The sequence below is a fragment of the Pseudocoprococcus catus genome, assembly GCF_019734885.1.
Classification (GTDB): domain Bacteria; phylum Bacillota; class Clostridia; order Lachnospirales; family Lachnospiraceae; genus Coprococcus_A; species Coprococcus_A catus.
In genome coordinates, this window is sequence record NZ_JAAXCM010000064.1 from 79,696 (window position 1) to 97,128 (window position 17,433).

Sequence of the window (17,433 nt, forward strand, 5' to 3'; positions counted from 1 at the left end):
CCCCTGCGCTGCACAAAGGTTTTCGCCCATCTCAGCGAATCTGCCTGTGCATCATTGCAAAAAGGGCTATCCAACCGGATAGCCCTCTCTGATAATCGCTCTAAACAACTGCTTATTCTAACATTTAAAATAAAAAATACAAACTTCGTAATCAATATAATATATCTTAGAAAAGGCACACTGCATGAAGGATTATAACTTAACGACATTCACTGCCTGTGGTCCCTTCTGGCCTTCGATGACTTCGAATTCTACTTCCTGACCTTCTTCCAGTGACTTAAAGCCATTGGACTGGATGCCTGAATAATGTACGAATACATCATTGCCCTGCTCATCGGAAATAAAACCGAATCCCTTCTGATTGTTGAACCACTTTACTGTACCTTTGTTCATTCCAAAGTCCTCCAAAAATTAAAAATGGGTCTTACTGCAGGTTATTCTTGCAGCATGTTCAGCATACCATACTTAACTTCAAAAGTCAAAGGAATTCCTATATTCTTGAATACCAAAAGGCTTAAAAATATCGCAGAAATGCCCTTTTTTCGCCATTTTCTTCAATGGTCCGACACATTCCCAAAACAGCATTCCGGTCGGTCTACTCACAATATGCAACCACCGTATAGACACTGTTTTCATACTTGACTTCCTTGACTGTGGCATGCAGGCTTGTCAATCTCCGAAGTGCCGGAATATTGTCGCTCATGGCCAGTGCCGGTTCAATTGTATAATAATACATGGTGCCTGCCAGAGTGTTCAGCTTGGATTCGCTCATCTCCACTTCATCACCAGCCTTCAGAAGATCCGGTCTTTCCATTCGAAATGAAACTTCCTGTTTCAACTTATTCACCAGCCTTAAAAGATGCGTAGCGCTTCAAAACGCCGAGGATCAGATCAACAGACAGATCCATGCCCTCTGCTGTGATATGCTCATAAGGACCATGATAAGCATAACCACCTGTACCGATATCCGGACAAGGCAGTCCCCTGAAACTGAGCTGTGCACCGTCTGTACCGCCTCTGACAGGCACGATCAGCGGTTTCAGGCCAATTTCCTCAGCAGCTGCTTTCGCATTCTCGATCAGATGGAAATGCGGCATAATCTTCTCGGACATATTGCGGTACTGCTCTGTAATGGTCAGTTCCACAGTTCCCTCACCATAACGGCCATTTAAGATAGCCTGGATATGCTGCAGTTCTTTTTTGCGCAGTTCAAAGACCGCCAGATCATGATCTCTGACAATATACTGCATCTCGGCCTTTTCTACATTACCGCTCATATCTGTCAGATGATAGAAGCCTTCATAGCCTTCCGTATGTTCCGGTCTGTCCGCTGCCGGCAGCATCTGATGCAGCTCCCATGCCACGTTCAATGCATTGACCATCGTATCTTTGGCACTTCCCGGATGGACATTGAAACCGTTGATCACAAATTTAGCTGCACAGGCATTGAAATTCTCATAGGTGATCTCTCCTTCTTCGCCGCCGTCTATGGTATAGGCATAATCCGCACCAAATGTCTCCAGATCAAGGGCTGAGGCACCGCTTCCCACTTCTTCATCCGGTGTAAAAGCAATACAGATCTTGCCGTGCGGAATGTTTTCTTTGATCAGATGTTCAACAACTGTCATGATTTCCGCAATACCGGCTTTGTCATCCGCACCAAGCACTGTTGTACCATCTGTTACAATCAGAGTTCTGCCCTTTAAAGACGGCAGATGTGGAAACTGTGCCGGGCTCAGTGTTCTTCCACTGTCTCCCAGCACGATGTCCCCACCGTCATAATTCTCAATAATTCTCGGTTTCACATGCTCACCACAGAAATCCGGCACTGTATCCAGATGGGCGATCAGACCGATGGCAGCTGCATCTTCGCATCCCGGTGTGGCCGGCAATGTGCCGTACACACAGCATAAATCACTGACACGTGCATCTTCAATGCCAAGTGCCTTCATTTCAGGAACCAGCATGTTCGCCAGATCAAACTGACGCTGTGTGGTCGGTGTTGTCTCACTGAATTCATCACTGGCTGTGTGGACAACGACATAATTTAATAAACGTTCATAAGCTCTCATTCTCTATTTCCCCGCTTCCTTTTTATTTGACGCAGTAAACGTAATTCTCTTTTCTAGGCATGGCTTTTGGTTCTTCGCCGTCTACATAGCCGAGGACACAGTGGCCGATACCTTCATAGTCACCTTCGATGCCAAGGGATTTCAGGAATGCCTTGCCTTCTGCGGATTCAAATTCTTCTTTGGCTCTGTGGATCCAGCAGCTGCCGATACCTTCTGCGTGAGCAGCAAGCATGAGGTTGCCCATCACCAGACTGCCGTCATAAACATAGGTTGGCCTTGCTTTATCTGCCAGAACAATCAGCACAACCGGTGCACCATAAAATGGATCAGAATCCACACCCATGATCTCGGCATTCATCTTCGAAAACTTGTCACGGATTTCTTTATTCGTCACCGCAATAATGATGGGTGACTGCTTGCCCATACCCGTTGCTACATAGGTGCCCGCTTCGATAATCCGATTGAGCACATCCTCCGGAATCATATCCGGTTTATATTTTCTGATACTTCTTCTTGTCTTCATATTATTGATAACTTCGCTCATTTGATAGAACCTCCATGATAATTCAAGATTTACCCGCGCATTTTCGTATGAAACCCGGGTCTGCTCCGCAGACATAGTGTTCATCCAAATCTCCGGGCCGCTGTTATTAAGTATACACCAAAAAACAAAAAAAAGCGATACCGTTCAAATAAACGATACCGCTTTTATGTTGTCTACATAGATTCTATGTAGTGATGATTCATAATTAGTTAAGAATACCGATAAATACTGAAGAGAATACTAATGCAACGATTGTCATCAGTTTGATCAGGATGTTGATAGCAGGGCCTGATGTATCCTTGAATGGGTCACCGACTGTATCACCAACAACTGCAGCTTTATGAGCTTCAGAACCCTTGCCGCCGTGATTGCCGTTCTCAATGTATTTCTTAGCATTATCCCAAGCACCACCTGCGTTTGACATGAAGATTGCCATCATAACACCTGTTACAAGGGAACCTGCAAGCATACCGCCTACAGCTTCTGTACCAAGAAGGAAACCAATGATGATTGGAGCAACAACTGCCATAACGCCAGGAATAATCATTTCACGAAGGGCAGCCTTTGTAGAAATATCTACACACTTTGTATAATCAGGTTTGCTCTTACCTTCCATGATACCAGGAATTTCTCTGAACTGTCTACGAACTTCCTCGATCATAGAATATGCAGCCTTAGATACAGATTCCATTGTGAAAGCTGAGAAAAGGAATGGCAGCATACCACCGATCAGAAGACCGATAATTGTTGTATAAGAAAGAATGTTGATTGCTGAAAGGTTAACCTGCTGAGCGTAGGACATGAAAAGTGCCATAGCTGTCAGTGCAGCAGAACCGATAGCGAAACCTTTACCCATAGCAGCTGTTGTGTTACCTACAGCATCAAGGGAGTCTGTGATTTCACGAACGGACTCATCGAGGTAAGACATTTCTGCGATACCACCGGCATTATCAGCGATAGGACCATAAGCGTCAACAGCAACTGTGATACCTGTTGTAGAAAGCATACCTACAGCTGCAAGTGCGATACCGTAAAGGCCGCAGCACTTGTAAGCAACAAAGATACCTACACAGATCAGTACAAGCGGAATAGCTGTGGACTGCATACCTACAGCAAGACCGGAAATAATTGTTGTAGCAGCACCAGTTTCAGACTGTTCAGCAATCTTCTTAACTGAGCCATAATCACCGGATGTATAAACCTCTGTGATAATACCGATGATCAGACCAACGATCAGACCGGCGATAATAGCAACAGCAGGCATGATAGAACCAAGATAATATACAGACAATGCAATGGCACCGATAACAACGATGGCATCAGCTGTATATTCACCTCTGTTAAGGGCTTTCTGTGGGTTACCGCCTTCTTTACCCTGTACCATGAATGTACCGATAACAGAAGCAATGATACCCAGAGCAGATAAGATTGCAGGGAAGATTGCAGCTTTCGCTGTATCCAGTGTGATTGCACCGAAAGAACCTGCAAGGCCAAGAGTGATAGCAGAAATAAGAGAACCTGCATAAGACTCGAAAAGGTCAGCACCCATACCGGCAACGTCACCTACGTTATCACCTACGTTATCGGCGATTGTAGCAGGATTACGAGGGTCATCCTCAGGGATACCAGCTTCTACCTTACCTACAAGGTCAGCACCAACGTCAGCAGCTTTTGTATAAATACCACCACCAACACGGGCAAAAAGAGCGATAGAAGATGCACCAAGGGAGAAACCGAAAAGAACATCTGCATCACCTGTGATTACATACAGACCAGCTACACCAAGAAGACCAAGGCCTGCAACACACATACCCATAACGGCACCACCGGAGAATGCAACATTAAGTGCTTTGTTCATACCACTTGTTCTTGCTGCATTGGCTGTTCTGACATTCGCCTTAGTAGCTACTGTCATACCACAATAACCGGCGATGATAGAAAGAACAGCACCGCAAAGGAAGCAAACTGCTGTAAGTGGATTTCTTAAGAAGCAAAGAACAACGAAGAGCACTACGATAAAGATTGCAAGAATTCTGTATTCAGCAAAAAGGAATGCTCTTGCACCTTCTGCGATAGCAGAAGCGATTTCTTTCATACGGTCTGTACCGGCATCTACAGAATTAACTCTCTTTGTCAAAACAAAGGCGAATACCAGACCGATGAGTGCGCAGATAACTGCGACATACATGAGATTCATAATTAAACTCCTTTCTCTTTCTTAAACGTTTAATTTTGAGCATAAATTATGCAGATGTAATCATACAATCTGCATACTAGTCATGCCTTAAATATTATCCGATTTTTTTAGGAAAGTCAACCGTTACCATTAAATTATTATAAAAAAGTATTAAAAATTTGCAAATATCGTTGCTTTTTTAACATGGAAATATCAAGATTCATTTTATTTTAATTCCAGACGCATGTCAATCAATTCCTGATATTCCCCTGTTCTCAGACGAAAAGCCTTCGGATTTCTTCCATATTCAATGAAACCTGCTCTCTTATACATTTCGACTGCTCTCTCATTCCCAGCAACAACTTCCAGTTCCAGCTGAAGATACCCGGCTTCTCTGGCACACTCAATGCAGGCCTCCATCAGAAACTTTCCGATACCCAGTCCCCAGAATTTCTTTGTAATGGCAATGCCAAAAACCGCACGATGCTTGATTTTATCCATCATTCCCAAAGTATCAATCCCTGCAGTCCCGGCAACAACACCATCCACAACCGCAATAATCTCAACGGTATTCGTACTATCCGTTTTCCTCTGCAGAAAATCTGCTTCCTGAGAAGCCGTAAAACGATTCTCATCCGAATAAGTCAGCAGATAATCCGTCTCCTCATGAGTCCGATTAAAAACATCCAGAACTGCCTTCCCATCACTGGTAACGCCATTCCTCAAAAGGCAGTTTCTGCCATCCTTTAATGTAACTGTTTTTTCAAAAGTCATGCCTATACTCCTATCTTCTCTCCAACTTCCTCAAAATACCTGTACTATCAACTATTCTACCATACCCCTTATCCAAAAGCCATCTCTGTCCACGTATATAAAAATATGCCATCATTAAATAAAAACAGCCTTATACTTCAAAATAAATCATATGAACCATTTGATTTTAATCGATGCTCAAAACCTTTCGCTGACCAATTAAACAGGCGTGCAGTCAAAATCTAAAAAAGAAATGAAGAATGAACCTATTCAAACACAGGTGCTTCCGAAACGGCCGGTACTTAGATGCTGTCCTTTAGCATCTTATGTACCGCTGCCAGTTTCGGGCAACACGAGTGTACCTGTGTTGAATAGGCTCATTCTTCATTTCGTATTATAATCTTCAACTGCACGCCGTTAACCGCCGTCAACCACCGTCAATCTGCGTATCGCCTAATCAAGGTTCGTATACCCCATCAGATTAATGTCCACGCATTTTGCAGCTTCTCTGCCTTCTCTGATCGCCCATACGACCAGTGACTGCCCTCTATGCATATCTCCGGCCACATAGACCTTCTCTTCGCTTGTATGATAATGTCCCGGTTCTGTTTTGACATTGGTTCTGCCGTCCACCTCTACACCAAAAGCATCTGTGACATAACTCTGGCTGCCAAGAAAACCTGCTGCAATAAGCACCAGATCCACTGGAATAATCTCATTGCTGCCTTCGATTTCATGCATCACCATACGTCCTGACTCAGGGTCTTTCTGCCATGACAGTTTCACTAATTCTGCAGCACAGACTTCACCATTATCATTGGCGATAAAGGATTTCACCGTTGTCTCATAAATTCGAGGATCGTGACCATATAATGCAATGGCTTCCTCCTGGCCGTAATCTGTCTTGCAGATTTTCGGCCATTCCGGCCATGGATTGCTCTCTGCACGCTGATCCGGTGCCTTCGGCATCATTTCCAGCTGAATGACATTCTGAGCCCCCAGACGGATAGATGTGCCCACACAGTCATTGCCTGTATCACCGCCGCCGATAACAAGCACATTTTTGCCTTTGGCGGAAATGAAATTGCCGTCCTCAAAATTTGAATCCAAAAGACTCTTTGTTGTCTTCTTCAGGAAATCAACGGCAAAATAGATACCTTTTGCTTCACGACCCGGCACATTGATATCTCTCGGATTCGATGCACCACAGGCCAGGATCACGCTGTCATACTCTTTGAGCAGTCTGGAAGCCTTATAATTATTGCCGATATCCGCACCTGTTACGAATTCGATGCCTTCTTCTTTCATAATGTCAATACGGCGTTCGATGACCGCTTTGTCCAGTTTCATATTCGGAATACCGTACATCAGAAGACCGCCTATACGGTCACTTCTCTCGAAAACTGTCACCTGATGGCCACGTTTGTTCAGCTGATCTGCGGCTGCCAGTCCGGAAGGGCCGGAACCCACAACTGCGATTCGCTTGCCGGTTCTTACCTTCGGCGGATCTGCTTTCATCAAACCATGTTCATAACCGTATTCAATAATACCGTGTTCATTTTCCTTAACAGAAACCGGGGCTCCGTTTAAATTGCAAGTACACGCTGCCTCGCACAAAGCCGGGCAGACACGTGATGTGAATTCAGGAAAGCTGTTTGTCTTCATCAAACGGCGCCATGCCTGTTCCCAGTTGCCGTTATAAATCAGATCATTCCATTCCGGTACAAGGTTATTCAGCGGACAGCCAGATACCATACCGCCGATCATCATACCTGACTGACAAAACGGTACACCGCAGTCCATACACCTTGCGCCCTGCTTCTGCTGCATTTCACTGCTCAGAGGGATATGGAATTCGTTAAAATTCTGAATACGTTCCTCAGGTGAAATGACACACCCTGTTTCTCTCTCATATTCTAAAAATCCGGTTGGTTTTCCCATTGTTATCCCCTCCTATCCTCTCTTGCTTGCGTAAAATGCTTCAATCTGTGCCTGGTCAAATGTCAGACCTTTTTCTTCCATATGGACAATGGCTGTCTGCATATGGCTGTAATCATGCGGAATAATCTTCTTGAACTTCGGCAAATATTCAGAGAAGTTGTCAAGAATCTCTTTACCGATGGCAGAGCCTGTATTATCCACATGCGCCTGGATCATATCTCTCAGCTCCATAACGTCATATTTGGATGTCACCGTATCAATGGAAACTAATTCTTTATTGACACGTTTATATAAATCTCTGTTTTCATCCAGAACATAGGCAATACCGCCGCTCATACCGGCTGCAAAATTCTTGCCTGTGCGTCCGAGAACAACCACACGGCCGCCTGTCATATATTCACAGCCATGGTCACCGACGCCTTCAACAACCGCTGTAGCACCTGAATTACGAACGCAGAAACGTTCGCCTGCCACACCGCTGATATAAGCCTTGCCGCTTGTGGCACCGTAAAGGGCAACATTACCGACGATGATATTTTCATTGGACTCAAACTTGATATTCTTTGGTGGATAAAGCACCAGTTTACCCCCTGAAAGACCTTTGCCGAAATAATCATTGCTGTCGCCGCACAGTTCCAGTGTCAGTCCCTTAGGGATGAAAGCACCAAAGCTCTGTCCGCCGCTGCCGTTGCACTTCACAATGTACTGATCTTCCGGCAATGTATCGCCATACTTCTTGGTGATCTCGGAACCGAAAATTGTACCCAGTGTGCGGTCTGTATTGCGTACATTAATCTCAATCTTCTTTTTCTTCTTGCCTGCCAGTGCAGACTTAAATTCTTTCAGGAAGACTTTCTCATCAATGGTCTTCTGAAGACCAAAATCATAGACATCCTGCGGCATAAACAGATGTTTTTCTTCATGCAGATACGGATTCTCAACAATGGCTGAAAGATCCAATTTACCGTAAATCTGAGGATCCACATCTTCTCTGACTTTGATCAGATCAGAACGTCCCACTAATTCATCCAGGTTATGCACACCCAGTTTTGCCATGATCTCACGCAGTTCCTGGGCAACAAATTTCATAAAGTTGACCACATATTCTGGTTTGCCTCTGAAACGTTTGCGCAGTTCAGGGTTCTGTGTAGCAATACCCACCGGACATGTATCCAGATTACATACACGCATCATGACGCATCCCATTGTCACAAGGGGTGCTGTAGCAAAACCAAATTCCTCTGCACCAAGGATCGCTGCCATTGCTACATCACGGCCTGTCATCAGCTTGCCGTCCGTTTCAAGACGGACTCTTGAACGAAGACCATTCATGATCAGTGTCTGATGTGTTTCTGCCAGACCAATCTCCCATGGAAGACCTGCATTGTGGATAGATGTTCGAGGTGCTGCACCTGTACCGCCGTCATAACCGGAAATCAGGATAACCTGTGCACCTGCTTTGGCAACACCGGCTGCAACAGTACCAACACCAGCTTCAGATACCAGTTTGACAGAAATTCTTGCCGAACGATTCGCATTCTTTAAATCGTAGATCAGCTGTGCCAGATCCTCGATGGAATAAATATCATGATGCGGCGGTGGTGAGATCAATGCCACACCCGGTGTGGAAAGTCTTGTCTTTGCAATCCACGGATAAACTTTTCCGCCCGGAAGATGACCGCCTTCACCCGGTTTTGCACCCTGAGCCATTTTAATCTGGATCTCGTTGGCGCTGACAAGGTATCTGGAAGTCACACCAAATCGACCCGAAGCCACCTGTTTGATAGCAGAACACCGGTTAAGTCCATCCGGTCCGATGGTGAGACGTTCAAGACTCTCGCCGCCTTCACCGGAATTGGATTTGCCATGGATCATATTCATGGCAATAGCCAGTGTCTCATGAGCTTCCTGAGAAATGGAGCCATAGGACATGGCACCTGTCTTGAAGCGCTTCACAATCTCATCTACACTCTCTACTTCTTCAATCGGAATACCGCCTTCTTCGTCAAACTTGAACTCCAGAAGACCTCTCAGGTTCATCAGGCGTGTTTCTTCATTAATATTATGAGAATACTCTTTAAACATCTCATAATCTCCGCGTTTTGTGGATTCCTGAAGCAAATGAATGGTTCTCGCATTATAAAGATGTTCCTCTTTGCCGCTTCGCATCTTATGACCGCCGATGCTGTCCAGAGACAGATCCACATCCAACCCCAGCGGATCAAATGCACGCATATGCCATGTATTCATAGCGCGCTCAATGTCTTTTAATGTTATGCCGCCGATACGGCTAACTGTATTCGTAAAATATGTATCAATGACTTCTTTGCTGATACCAATGGCTTCAAAGATCTGAGAGCCCTGATAAGACTGGATCGTTGAAATACCCATTTTGGAAGCAATCTTGACAATGCCGTGAAGAACCGCTGAATTGTAATCACTGACAGCTGCATAATAATCCTTGTCAAGCATATGCAGGTCGATCAGTTCTTTGATGGATTCCTGAGCCAGATATGGGTTGATGGCGCAGGCACCATACCCCAGCAGCGTTGCAAAATGATGTACTTCTCTTGGCTCTGCACTCTCAAGGATCACAGCAACCGCTGTTCTCTTCTTTGTTCTGACAAGATAATGCTCAAGGGCAGATACAGCCAGCAGGGAAGGAATCGCCACATGGTTCTCATCGATGCCTCTGTCGGAAAGGATCAGAATATTCACACCGTCTCTGTAAGCTCTGTCTACTTCCACAAACAGATGATCCAATGCACGTTCAAGGGGTGTATTGACATAGTAGGTGATTGGAATTGTCGCTACTTTGAATCCTTCTATATTCATGGATTTGATCTTCAGCAGATCTGTGTTCGTCAGAATCGGATTGTGGATCTGTACCATCTTGCAGTTTTCTGCTTCTTCTTCCAGAAGATTGCCGTCCGGTCCGATATAAACCGTTGTAGATGTCACAATTTCCTCACGGATAGCATCGATTGGCGGATTGGTTACCTGTGCAAACATCTGTTTAAAATAAGAAAACAGTGGCTTCGGCTGATTGCTCAGAACAGAAAGCGGTGTATCCACACCCATGGCAGCAATTGGCTCTGCACCATTCTTGGCCATCGGAAGGATGGTATCCTTTAACTCTTCATATGTATAGCCGAATGCCTTCTGCAGTCTGATACGCTCATCCCTTGTATATTCCGGCACACGTTCATTTGGGATCTTCAAATCTTCAAGCTTAACAAGGTTGGCATCCACCCATTCACCATAAGGCTGGCTCTGAGCATATGTCTCCTTCAGCTCATCATCAGAGATCAAACGGCCCTGAACAGTATCTACCAGCAGCATCTTTCCCGGACGCAGACGATCCTTTAAAACAATATGTTCTTCCGGTACAGGCAGTGCACCAACTTCTGAAGACAGAATCATGTAATCATCATCTGTCACATAATATCTGGACGGACGCAGACCGTTTCGGTCAAGCACCGCACCAAGAAGATCACCATCTGAAAAGACGATAGAAGCAGGGCCATCCCATGGCTCCAGCATCGTTGCATAGTACTGATAGAAATCTCTCTTTGTCTGGCTCATGCTCTTGTCATTCTCCCATGGTTCAGGGATTGTGATCATGACAGCCTTCGGCAGCGGCATACCGCTCATCATCAGAAATTCCAACGTATTATCCAGCATCGCGGAATCAGAACCTGAAGAATTGATCACCGGCAGTACCTTATGCATCTCACCCTTCAGGACACCGGAAGACATCGTTTCCTCACGGGCCAACATGGTATCTGCATTGCCACGGATTGTATTGATCTCGCCGTTATGGACAATCAAACGGTTTGGATGCGCACGCATCCAGCTTGGATTCGTATTCGTACTGAAACGTGAATGTACCGTTGCAATGGCTGATTCATAATCCTCATCCTGAAGATCATCAAAGAACTTTCTCAGCTCGCCTACCAGGAACATACCTTTATAGACAATAGTACGGCTGGATAAAGAACAGACATAGGTATTATCATTACTCTGTTCAAAAACACGTCTTGCAATGTACAGCTTACGATCAAAATCAATGCCCTTGACCACATCTGCCGGTTTCTTTACAAAGCCCTGCATAATATATGGCATCTTGTCCAATGCTTTCTGTCCCAGTACGGATGGATTCGTCGGTACTGTACGCCATCCGAGGAATTCAAGACCTTCCTTTGCCACAATGATCTCAAACATCTTCTTGGCCTGATTCTTTCTCAGCTCATCATGCGGGAAGAAAAACATACCAACACCGTATTCCCGTTCTTCACCAATATCAAAACCCAGTTCCTCAGTCACTTTCTTAAAAAATCTGTGAGAAATCTGAAGCATAATACCAACACCATCACCGGTCTTGCCCTCGGCATCCTTACCTGCACGATGTTCCAGTGTTTCTACGATGGTCAGTGCATCCTCAACAGTCTTATGTGTCTTGATACCCTTAATATTCACAACTGCACCGATACCACATGCATCATGTTCAAAAGACGGATCATATAAAGCCGGTTTCTTCTGCTGTTCCATTATCACTCACTACCTTTCTTCTATGTATAAAATTATCATTTCCAAAATATGGTAACAAAAAAAGGACAAAACACGCCTGTAGTAGACGCCTTTGCCCTTTGCTATGAAAAAAAGATAGCATATTTTATAGGCAATATCAAGCTTTTTCCATAAACTCTCAAGCAATTTTTATTTAATTGAGGGTTTGCAGCGATACATCCACACCATGCATAGTCTCTCCCTGTATCTCTGTGTGAAACTGTTCCTTCTCCATCTCGCCTTCTGCTGAATCAACATAACAAAAAAATTGTTGCTTCCAAAAACTTTTTTGTCTTATCCCTTGCAATTTTTAACAAAAATTGATATATTATTATAATATTAATGTTCATTTTAATCATATTTGCAGGAAGGAGACACAATTTTATGACACTCAATCTGCCATTTTTCAGGCAGTTAGCAAAAGCGCTTGCCAAACAGTTTGGTGATAACTGCGAAGTCGTTCTCCACGACCTGACATCTACAGATATTGAGCATTCCGTTGTCCTTGTTGAAAACGGACATGTGACGCATCGTGCAGTCGGAGACGGTCCTTCACACGTTGTTCTGGAAGCCATGAAAGCAATGGGAGCTCAGGGTTCTACTCCACCAGATCACCTGGCATACCTGACCAAAACAGGCGCCAGTACAATCTATATTCATGATGACACCGAGCAGAAGATTACCGGTATTCTGTCTATCAATTACGATATTACAAGCATGCTGTTGGCTGAACAGGCGCTGAAATCCCTGGTTGCCAATGAGGATGATAAGAAGGAACCTGAAAGTATCCCTCAGAATGTGAATGATCTGTTGGAAGATCTGATTCGCCAGTCTGTTACCCTGGTCGGCAAACCGGTGGCCATGATGACCAAGGATGATAAAGTGCGTGCCATTCAATTTCTGAATGATGCCGGTGCATTTCTCATTACAAAATCCGGAGACAAAATTTCAAACTTTTTCGGCATCTCCAAATATACACTTTACAGCTATATTGATGTCAACAAATAAAAGGACGGCTTCCACCGTCCTTTTATTATACTGCCATTTACCCTAAAACTTATGTACTTCCATCTCAGAATGAAACCCCTGTCCTTTCACTACTGTACAGTTTGACGCAATTTCTTCCGCTTTCCTGAAGAATTCCGCCCCATCTCTCAGATGCATCAGCACATCAATCTCCTGTCGGTCCTCCTCTGAAAGGATCCAGCTGATATAATGCCAGAATTCCTTCATCAGAAAAACGACTTTCTTATTTCCCTGCAGGCGTACTTCATATTCATCCCGCATTGTATGATAATAATCCGCCAGTTCTTCCCGGGACGCACAATCCCCGCCTCGAATTTCACGGCACAATGCCGGATTAGACAAAAGTCCCCGGCCCATCATCCAGTGACGGATATCTGAATATTTTTCACTGACACATCCATAAGCTGCTGCTGTAAATATATCCCCATTATAGCAAACAGGAAAAGGCATCCTGGCACTCGCTTTCTCAAAGGCTTCCATATCCGGCTTACCGCTGTAATAGTCCATTCTGATTCTCGGATGCACGATCAGCATTTCCACCGGAAAGGCTTCATAAATGTCAAGGATGTCATCAAACTCATCCGCACGGTTCAGCCCGATCCTTGTCTTCAAAGAAATCTTCATATCTGTTTTTTCAAAAATATCTGCCAAGAAAGCTTTCAGCGCCTCCTTTTCTCCAAGGAATCCTGAGCCGCGCCCCTTTGATGCCACTGTACTCGATGGGCACCCCAGATTCAGGTTCACTTCATCATACCCCATCCTTTTTAATGTATGGGCTGTGGCTATAAAATCCTCTGCACAATTTGACAAAAGCTGTGGAACAACCCAACATCCCTCATTGTACTCCGGCGCAATTTCCAATAAATCCTTTTTGCTGATTTTTCCTTTTGGATTGGTAAATATAAACGGTGCATAATATCTGTCCACACCGCCGAATATCCGATGATGGGCTCTTCGGTAAATGCTGCCTGTAATCCCCTCCATGGGTGCAAAATATAATTGGTTCTCACTCATTGCCTTTTTCCTCTGTTCAAGAAATTTCTTTTCTGATTATAACAATGGCACAGGCTAAAATCAAGAAAATTATGTTCTCTGCAACTTTGCCTGTGCCGCTTGTACCCCGCCGCCCGTCTTATTGTTCCAACTGTCTTCCGAGAAAGCTGGCAGCTGAAGCAGCCAGTTTCATCTCCATCTCACCCATCCGTACTTTGTCATCCTTTGTCGTCAGAATAACGGTGCCAATGGCATCCCCCTCTGCGATAATCGGATAGATGACCTGTGCTGTATAATTTTCTCCGCCATCCTCTGTGATGGGAATAAACTTCCGTTCTCCTTTGACAGCCAACAGGCTTTCTCGCTGGTTCATCAATGTATCCATCTGCCGGCTGATCGCCTTCTTGGCCAGATCCTTTTTCCCTGCACCAGCCACAGCAATGTGCTGATCTCTATCTGTAATACTGACGATATATCCTGTATTTTGAGCCAGTGCTTCCGCATATTGTTTTGAAAACTGGCTCAATTCACCGATCGGTGAATATTTTCGGAGAATAATACCGCCTTCCCTGTCTGTATAAATTTCCAACGGGTCGCCCTCCCGGATTCTCAGCGTTCTTCTGATTTCTTTCGGCACAACCACCCGCCCCAGATCATCGATACGTCTTACAATTCCTGTCGCCTTCATAATGCCATTCCTCCTGTTTACTGTCTATTTTCATCCGTGACCCGCCCATGGGTCCCGATACGGAATTCCGGTCTGCTGCACAGACATCATTTTCATCTGAATTCCCACACATCTTATACAGGTAGTATGTGGCAGTGTCAATAAATTTATTCATCGGACAGATGATCTGAAACGCAAACGCAAAAATAACCAGACAGATTAAACTGCCCGGTTATTTTCATCATATAAAGTCTTCTTCAAGTCTTCAGATTCAATTTATGCTGCTGATTCACTCTCAGTCTGAGTCTCTGTTTCTGTAGATGTCTCATTCTGAAGATCATTCAGATAATCTGTCACATCGATTGCAGAATCAACAACATCCTGAGGAACTGTGATGGCATCCACTGTGTCAAAGTTTGTATATTCCATCTTCATATTGAACTTGCTGAATGTCACCTGTTCATCGCCTTCGCCGGCTGTCATTCCATTGAAAGTCATATCCATATACAACGGATTCTTATCTGCCTTGCTGATGGCGTAAGTAAAATCAACAGAAATATCTTCCAAATCCATATCTGTATTCCCCGTCAGATTGCCGAGGGTGCGCTCCATGGAACCCATCAGGTTCTTCACATCTTCACCTGAAATACTGCCTGTAATGATGTAAGCTTCTGTTCCATTGACATCTTCTGTCTCGTCTGCTAACTTCAGAGAATTCTTGCTCTTAAGCAGATCTTCTGCTGCAGCATTGATTCTCTCTACAGAATCCTTGTCATAGGCCATCTTCGACACCATCCATTGGCCCGCCATACCGGCATAAGAAAGAATCTGGTCATCCTGGACCACTGTGTAATTCTCCATATCCATCGCTGTACCCAGCCTCGGAATACTGATATTTTCCTTCAAGTAGTTAGCAACCGGCTCTGTGGTTGTCTGCATGGTCATGTCCATGGTCAGATCCATGGTTCCGCCAAGGGCTTCTGCCTCAAGTGTGATCTCCGCTGTTGTGTGTGTCTCCAAAGACTTCATTGCATCACATTTACTCTTGACTTCCTGCAATAAAGATTCTGCAGTTACCTTTGATGCGGATGCTCCGCAGCCCGCCAACATAACTGCTGCCAAAATTCCTGCCGTCACCATGCCCAAGAATCGCTTCTTCATACTTCCCCTTTTCCTTTCTCCCTGTGCCCCAAAGCCCAGTCCTTGTCCCCATTTTCATGCATCTTATATTCAGATTATAACATACCTGATGCATGAAAACAACGGAGGAAGCCTTACGATTCTCTAACAATCACCTGCCATGCCTCTGTCAGTTTCTCCATATTCCAGGCCGCATTGGCCGGACTGGTGGAAGGCAGACACACCGGCATCACTCCGGTTTCCGGAAGAACATATTTCTTATAGAGTTTAAACGCTGTCTGGCCATTGACAAATATCTGCCGGATTGGTGCTATCGAGAGAACCCTGCCGATATCATTGGCTACAACATTTTTTATACTACTGTCGCTGGAGCCGATAATATCACAACTGGCAATCACATCCCACAGGGCAATCTGATGTTCCAGCAAAAATTGTTTCTTTTGTTCCACATTTTCTAACGGCGCATGATCTGTCACCGCTGCCAGCACTTTCCAGAAACGATTCTGCGGATGATTATAAAAAAACTGCCCCCGGGATTTCACCGAAGGCAGCGATCCAAGTATCAATATCCGCGAATGCTCATCATAAACGGGTGTCAGATCATGTACCACATGAGTATATGTACGCATTTCTAATATTCCGTCTTCTTTGTCACTGTTACAGCCAGAGCACCCGGTCCGATATGACAGGATATACTTAATGAAAGCGGATCTACTATAATCTCCTTGTCCGGGAATTCCCTGCGGATTTCTTCAAGCCACTGTTCAACACCTTCACCCGGTGTATAAGCAGCTGCAATGTGGAGATTATCCATATTCGCCTCGCCGCCCATACGTGTCTCGATGTCCTTGTGAATCGCATCAAGCATAATTCTCTTGGCCTGCTTCACGGTTCTGGCCTTTGCAAAAGCATCCAGCTTCTCGCCCTGGATCTGCAGAACCGGCTTCAGTCTGAGCAATGTACCAAGGGCTGCTGCTGCCGGTGTGATACGTCCGCCTTTCTTCAGATACTTCAATGTATCTACCATAATATAAATGCTGGAATTAAACTTCTGCTCCTCCAGTATCCGCTTGATCTCTGCTGCTGAAAAACCGTCTTCCGCCATCTTCATGGCATCCAGTGCAGAAAGCTTCATGGTCACGGAAATTCTCTGGTTGTCCACAACCTGAACCTTGCCGTCATAGTCTTGAGCCAGCATCATGGCTGTAGCACAGGAACTGCTGAGCCCGCTTGACATCGGAATGTGGACGATCTCATCATACCCTTTATTCTTCAAAAGGTCATCCCACAGAGACATGACTGCATCCGGTGAAGGCTGTGATGTGGATACATCTGCATCTCCCGTCAGCTTCTCATAAAATTGTTCCTGTGTCAGATTAATATCCTCAAAATACTGCTGTCCATCTATATCAAAAGGCATCGGTAATACATAAACACCTAGCTGCTTTCCTTCTGCCTGGGTGATGCCGCTGTTACTGTCTGTCACAATAGCGATTTTTGCCATTGGCTAATCCTCCTTATTTTTATTCCTTTTACACACTTACGCAAGTCT

14 protein-coding genes are annotated in these 17,433 nt (G+C 44.8%); 1 reads left to right on the top strand and 13 read right to left on the bottom strand.

The window, feature by feature from the left end:
- Window positions 1-192: 192 nt before the first annotated feature.
- From HED67_RS16180 to gltB, 8 genes are all read right to left on the bottom strand, one after another.
- The gene (locus tag HED67_RS16180; RefSeq protein ID WP_015515333.1) at window positions 193-393 is read right to left on the bottom strand and encodes a cold-shock protein; all 201 of its coding nucleotides are present in this window, start codon (window positions 391-393) and stop codon (window positions 193-195) included.
- A gap of 202 nt (window positions 394-595) precedes the next feature.
- Entirely contained in the window at window positions 596-814 is a 219-nt protein-coding gene (locus HED67_RS16185; protein ID WP_015515332.1) for a hypothetical protein, read from the bottom strand.
- Between the two features lie 25 nt (window positions 815-839).
- A complete protein-coding gene (pepT, locus tag HED67_RS16190) occupies window positions 840-2,072 on the bottom strand; it encodes a peptidase T (protein ID WP_221718889.1) in 1,233 nt (410 codons plus the stop codon).
- Window positions 2,073-2,094: 22 nt separating this feature from the next.
- Window positions 2,095-2,616: a nitroreductase gene (locus HED67_RS16195; protein ID WP_221718890.1), complete on the bottom strand. Its 522-nt coding sequence runs from the start codon at window positions 2,614-2,616 to the stop codon at window positions 2,095-2,097.
- A 205-nt stretch (window positions 2,617-2,821) separates the two neighbouring features.
- A complete protein-coding gene (locus tag HED67_RS16200; protein ID WP_246612272.1) occupies window positions 2,822-4,813 on the bottom strand; it encodes a sodium-translocating pyrophosphatase in 1,992 nt (663 codons plus the stop codon).
- 204 nt (window positions 4,814-5,017) lie between these two features.
- On the bottom strand, window positions 5,018-5,566 hold the full coding sequence (locus HED67_RS16205; protein ID WP_221718891.1) for a GNAT family N-acetyltransferase: 549 nt from the start codon (window positions 5,564-5,566) through the stop codon (window positions 5,018-5,020).
- A gap of 432 nt (window positions 5,567-5,998) precedes the next feature.
- Entirely contained in the window at window positions 5,999-7,486 is a 1,488-nt protein-coding gene (locus tag HED67_RS16210; RefSeq protein WP_221718892.1) for a glutamate synthase subunit beta, read from the bottom strand.
- 12 nt (window positions 7,487-7,498) lie between these two features.
- Window positions 7,499-12,037, bottom strand: coding sequence for a glutamate synthase large subunit (gltB, locus tag HED67_RS16215; RefSeq protein WP_221718893.1), 4,539 nt, complete (start codon window positions 12,035-12,037; stop codon window positions 7,499-7,501).
- Between the two features lie 402 nt (window positions 12,038-12,439).
- Between gltB and HED67_RS16220 the strand changes: the two genes are divergently transcribed.
- Complete coding sequence (locus tag HED67_RS16220) at window positions 12,440-13,063, top strand: helix-turn-helix transcriptional regulator (protein WP_221718894.1); 624 nt, start codon at window positions 12,440-12,442, stop codon at window positions 13,061-13,063.
- A 42-nt stretch (window positions 13,064-13,105) separates the two neighbouring features.
- Here the strand turns inward: HED67_RS16220 and HED67_RS16225 are convergent, their stop codons facing one another.
- From HED67_RS16225 to HED67_RS16245, 5 genes are all read right to left on the bottom strand, one after another.
- On the bottom strand, window positions 13,106-14,095 hold the full coding sequence (locus tag HED67_RS16225; protein ID WP_221718895.1) for a tRNA dihydrouridine synthase: 990 nt from the start codon (window positions 14,093-14,095) through the stop codon (window positions 13,106-13,108).
- Between the two features lie 118 nt (window positions 14,096-14,213).
- Window positions 14,214-14,762: a stage V sporulation protein T gene (spoVT, locus tag HED67_RS16230; RefSeq protein WP_221718896.1), complete on the bottom strand. Its 549-nt coding sequence runs from the start codon at window positions 14,760-14,762 to the stop codon at window positions 14,214-14,216.
- Between the two features lie 255 nt (window positions 14,763-15,017).
- Window positions 15,018-15,902, bottom strand: coding sequence for a DUF6612 family protein (locus tag HED67_RS16235; RefSeq protein WP_221718897.1), 885 nt, complete (start codon window positions 15,900-15,902; stop codon window positions 15,018-15,020).
- Window positions 15,903-16,015: 113 nt separating this feature from the next.
- Complete coding sequence (locus HED67_RS16240) at window positions 16,016-16,510, bottom strand: DNA-deoxyinosine glycosylase (RefSeq protein ID WP_221718898.1); 495 nt, start codon at window positions 16,508-16,510, stop codon at window positions 16,016-16,018.
- A 2-nt stretch (window positions 16,511-16,512) separates the two neighbouring features.
- Entirely contained in the window at window positions 16,513-17,385 is an 873-nt protein-coding gene (locus HED67_RS16245; protein ID WP_221718899.1) for a DegV family protein, read from the bottom strand.
- Window positions 17,386-17,433 lie beyond the last annotated feature (48 nt).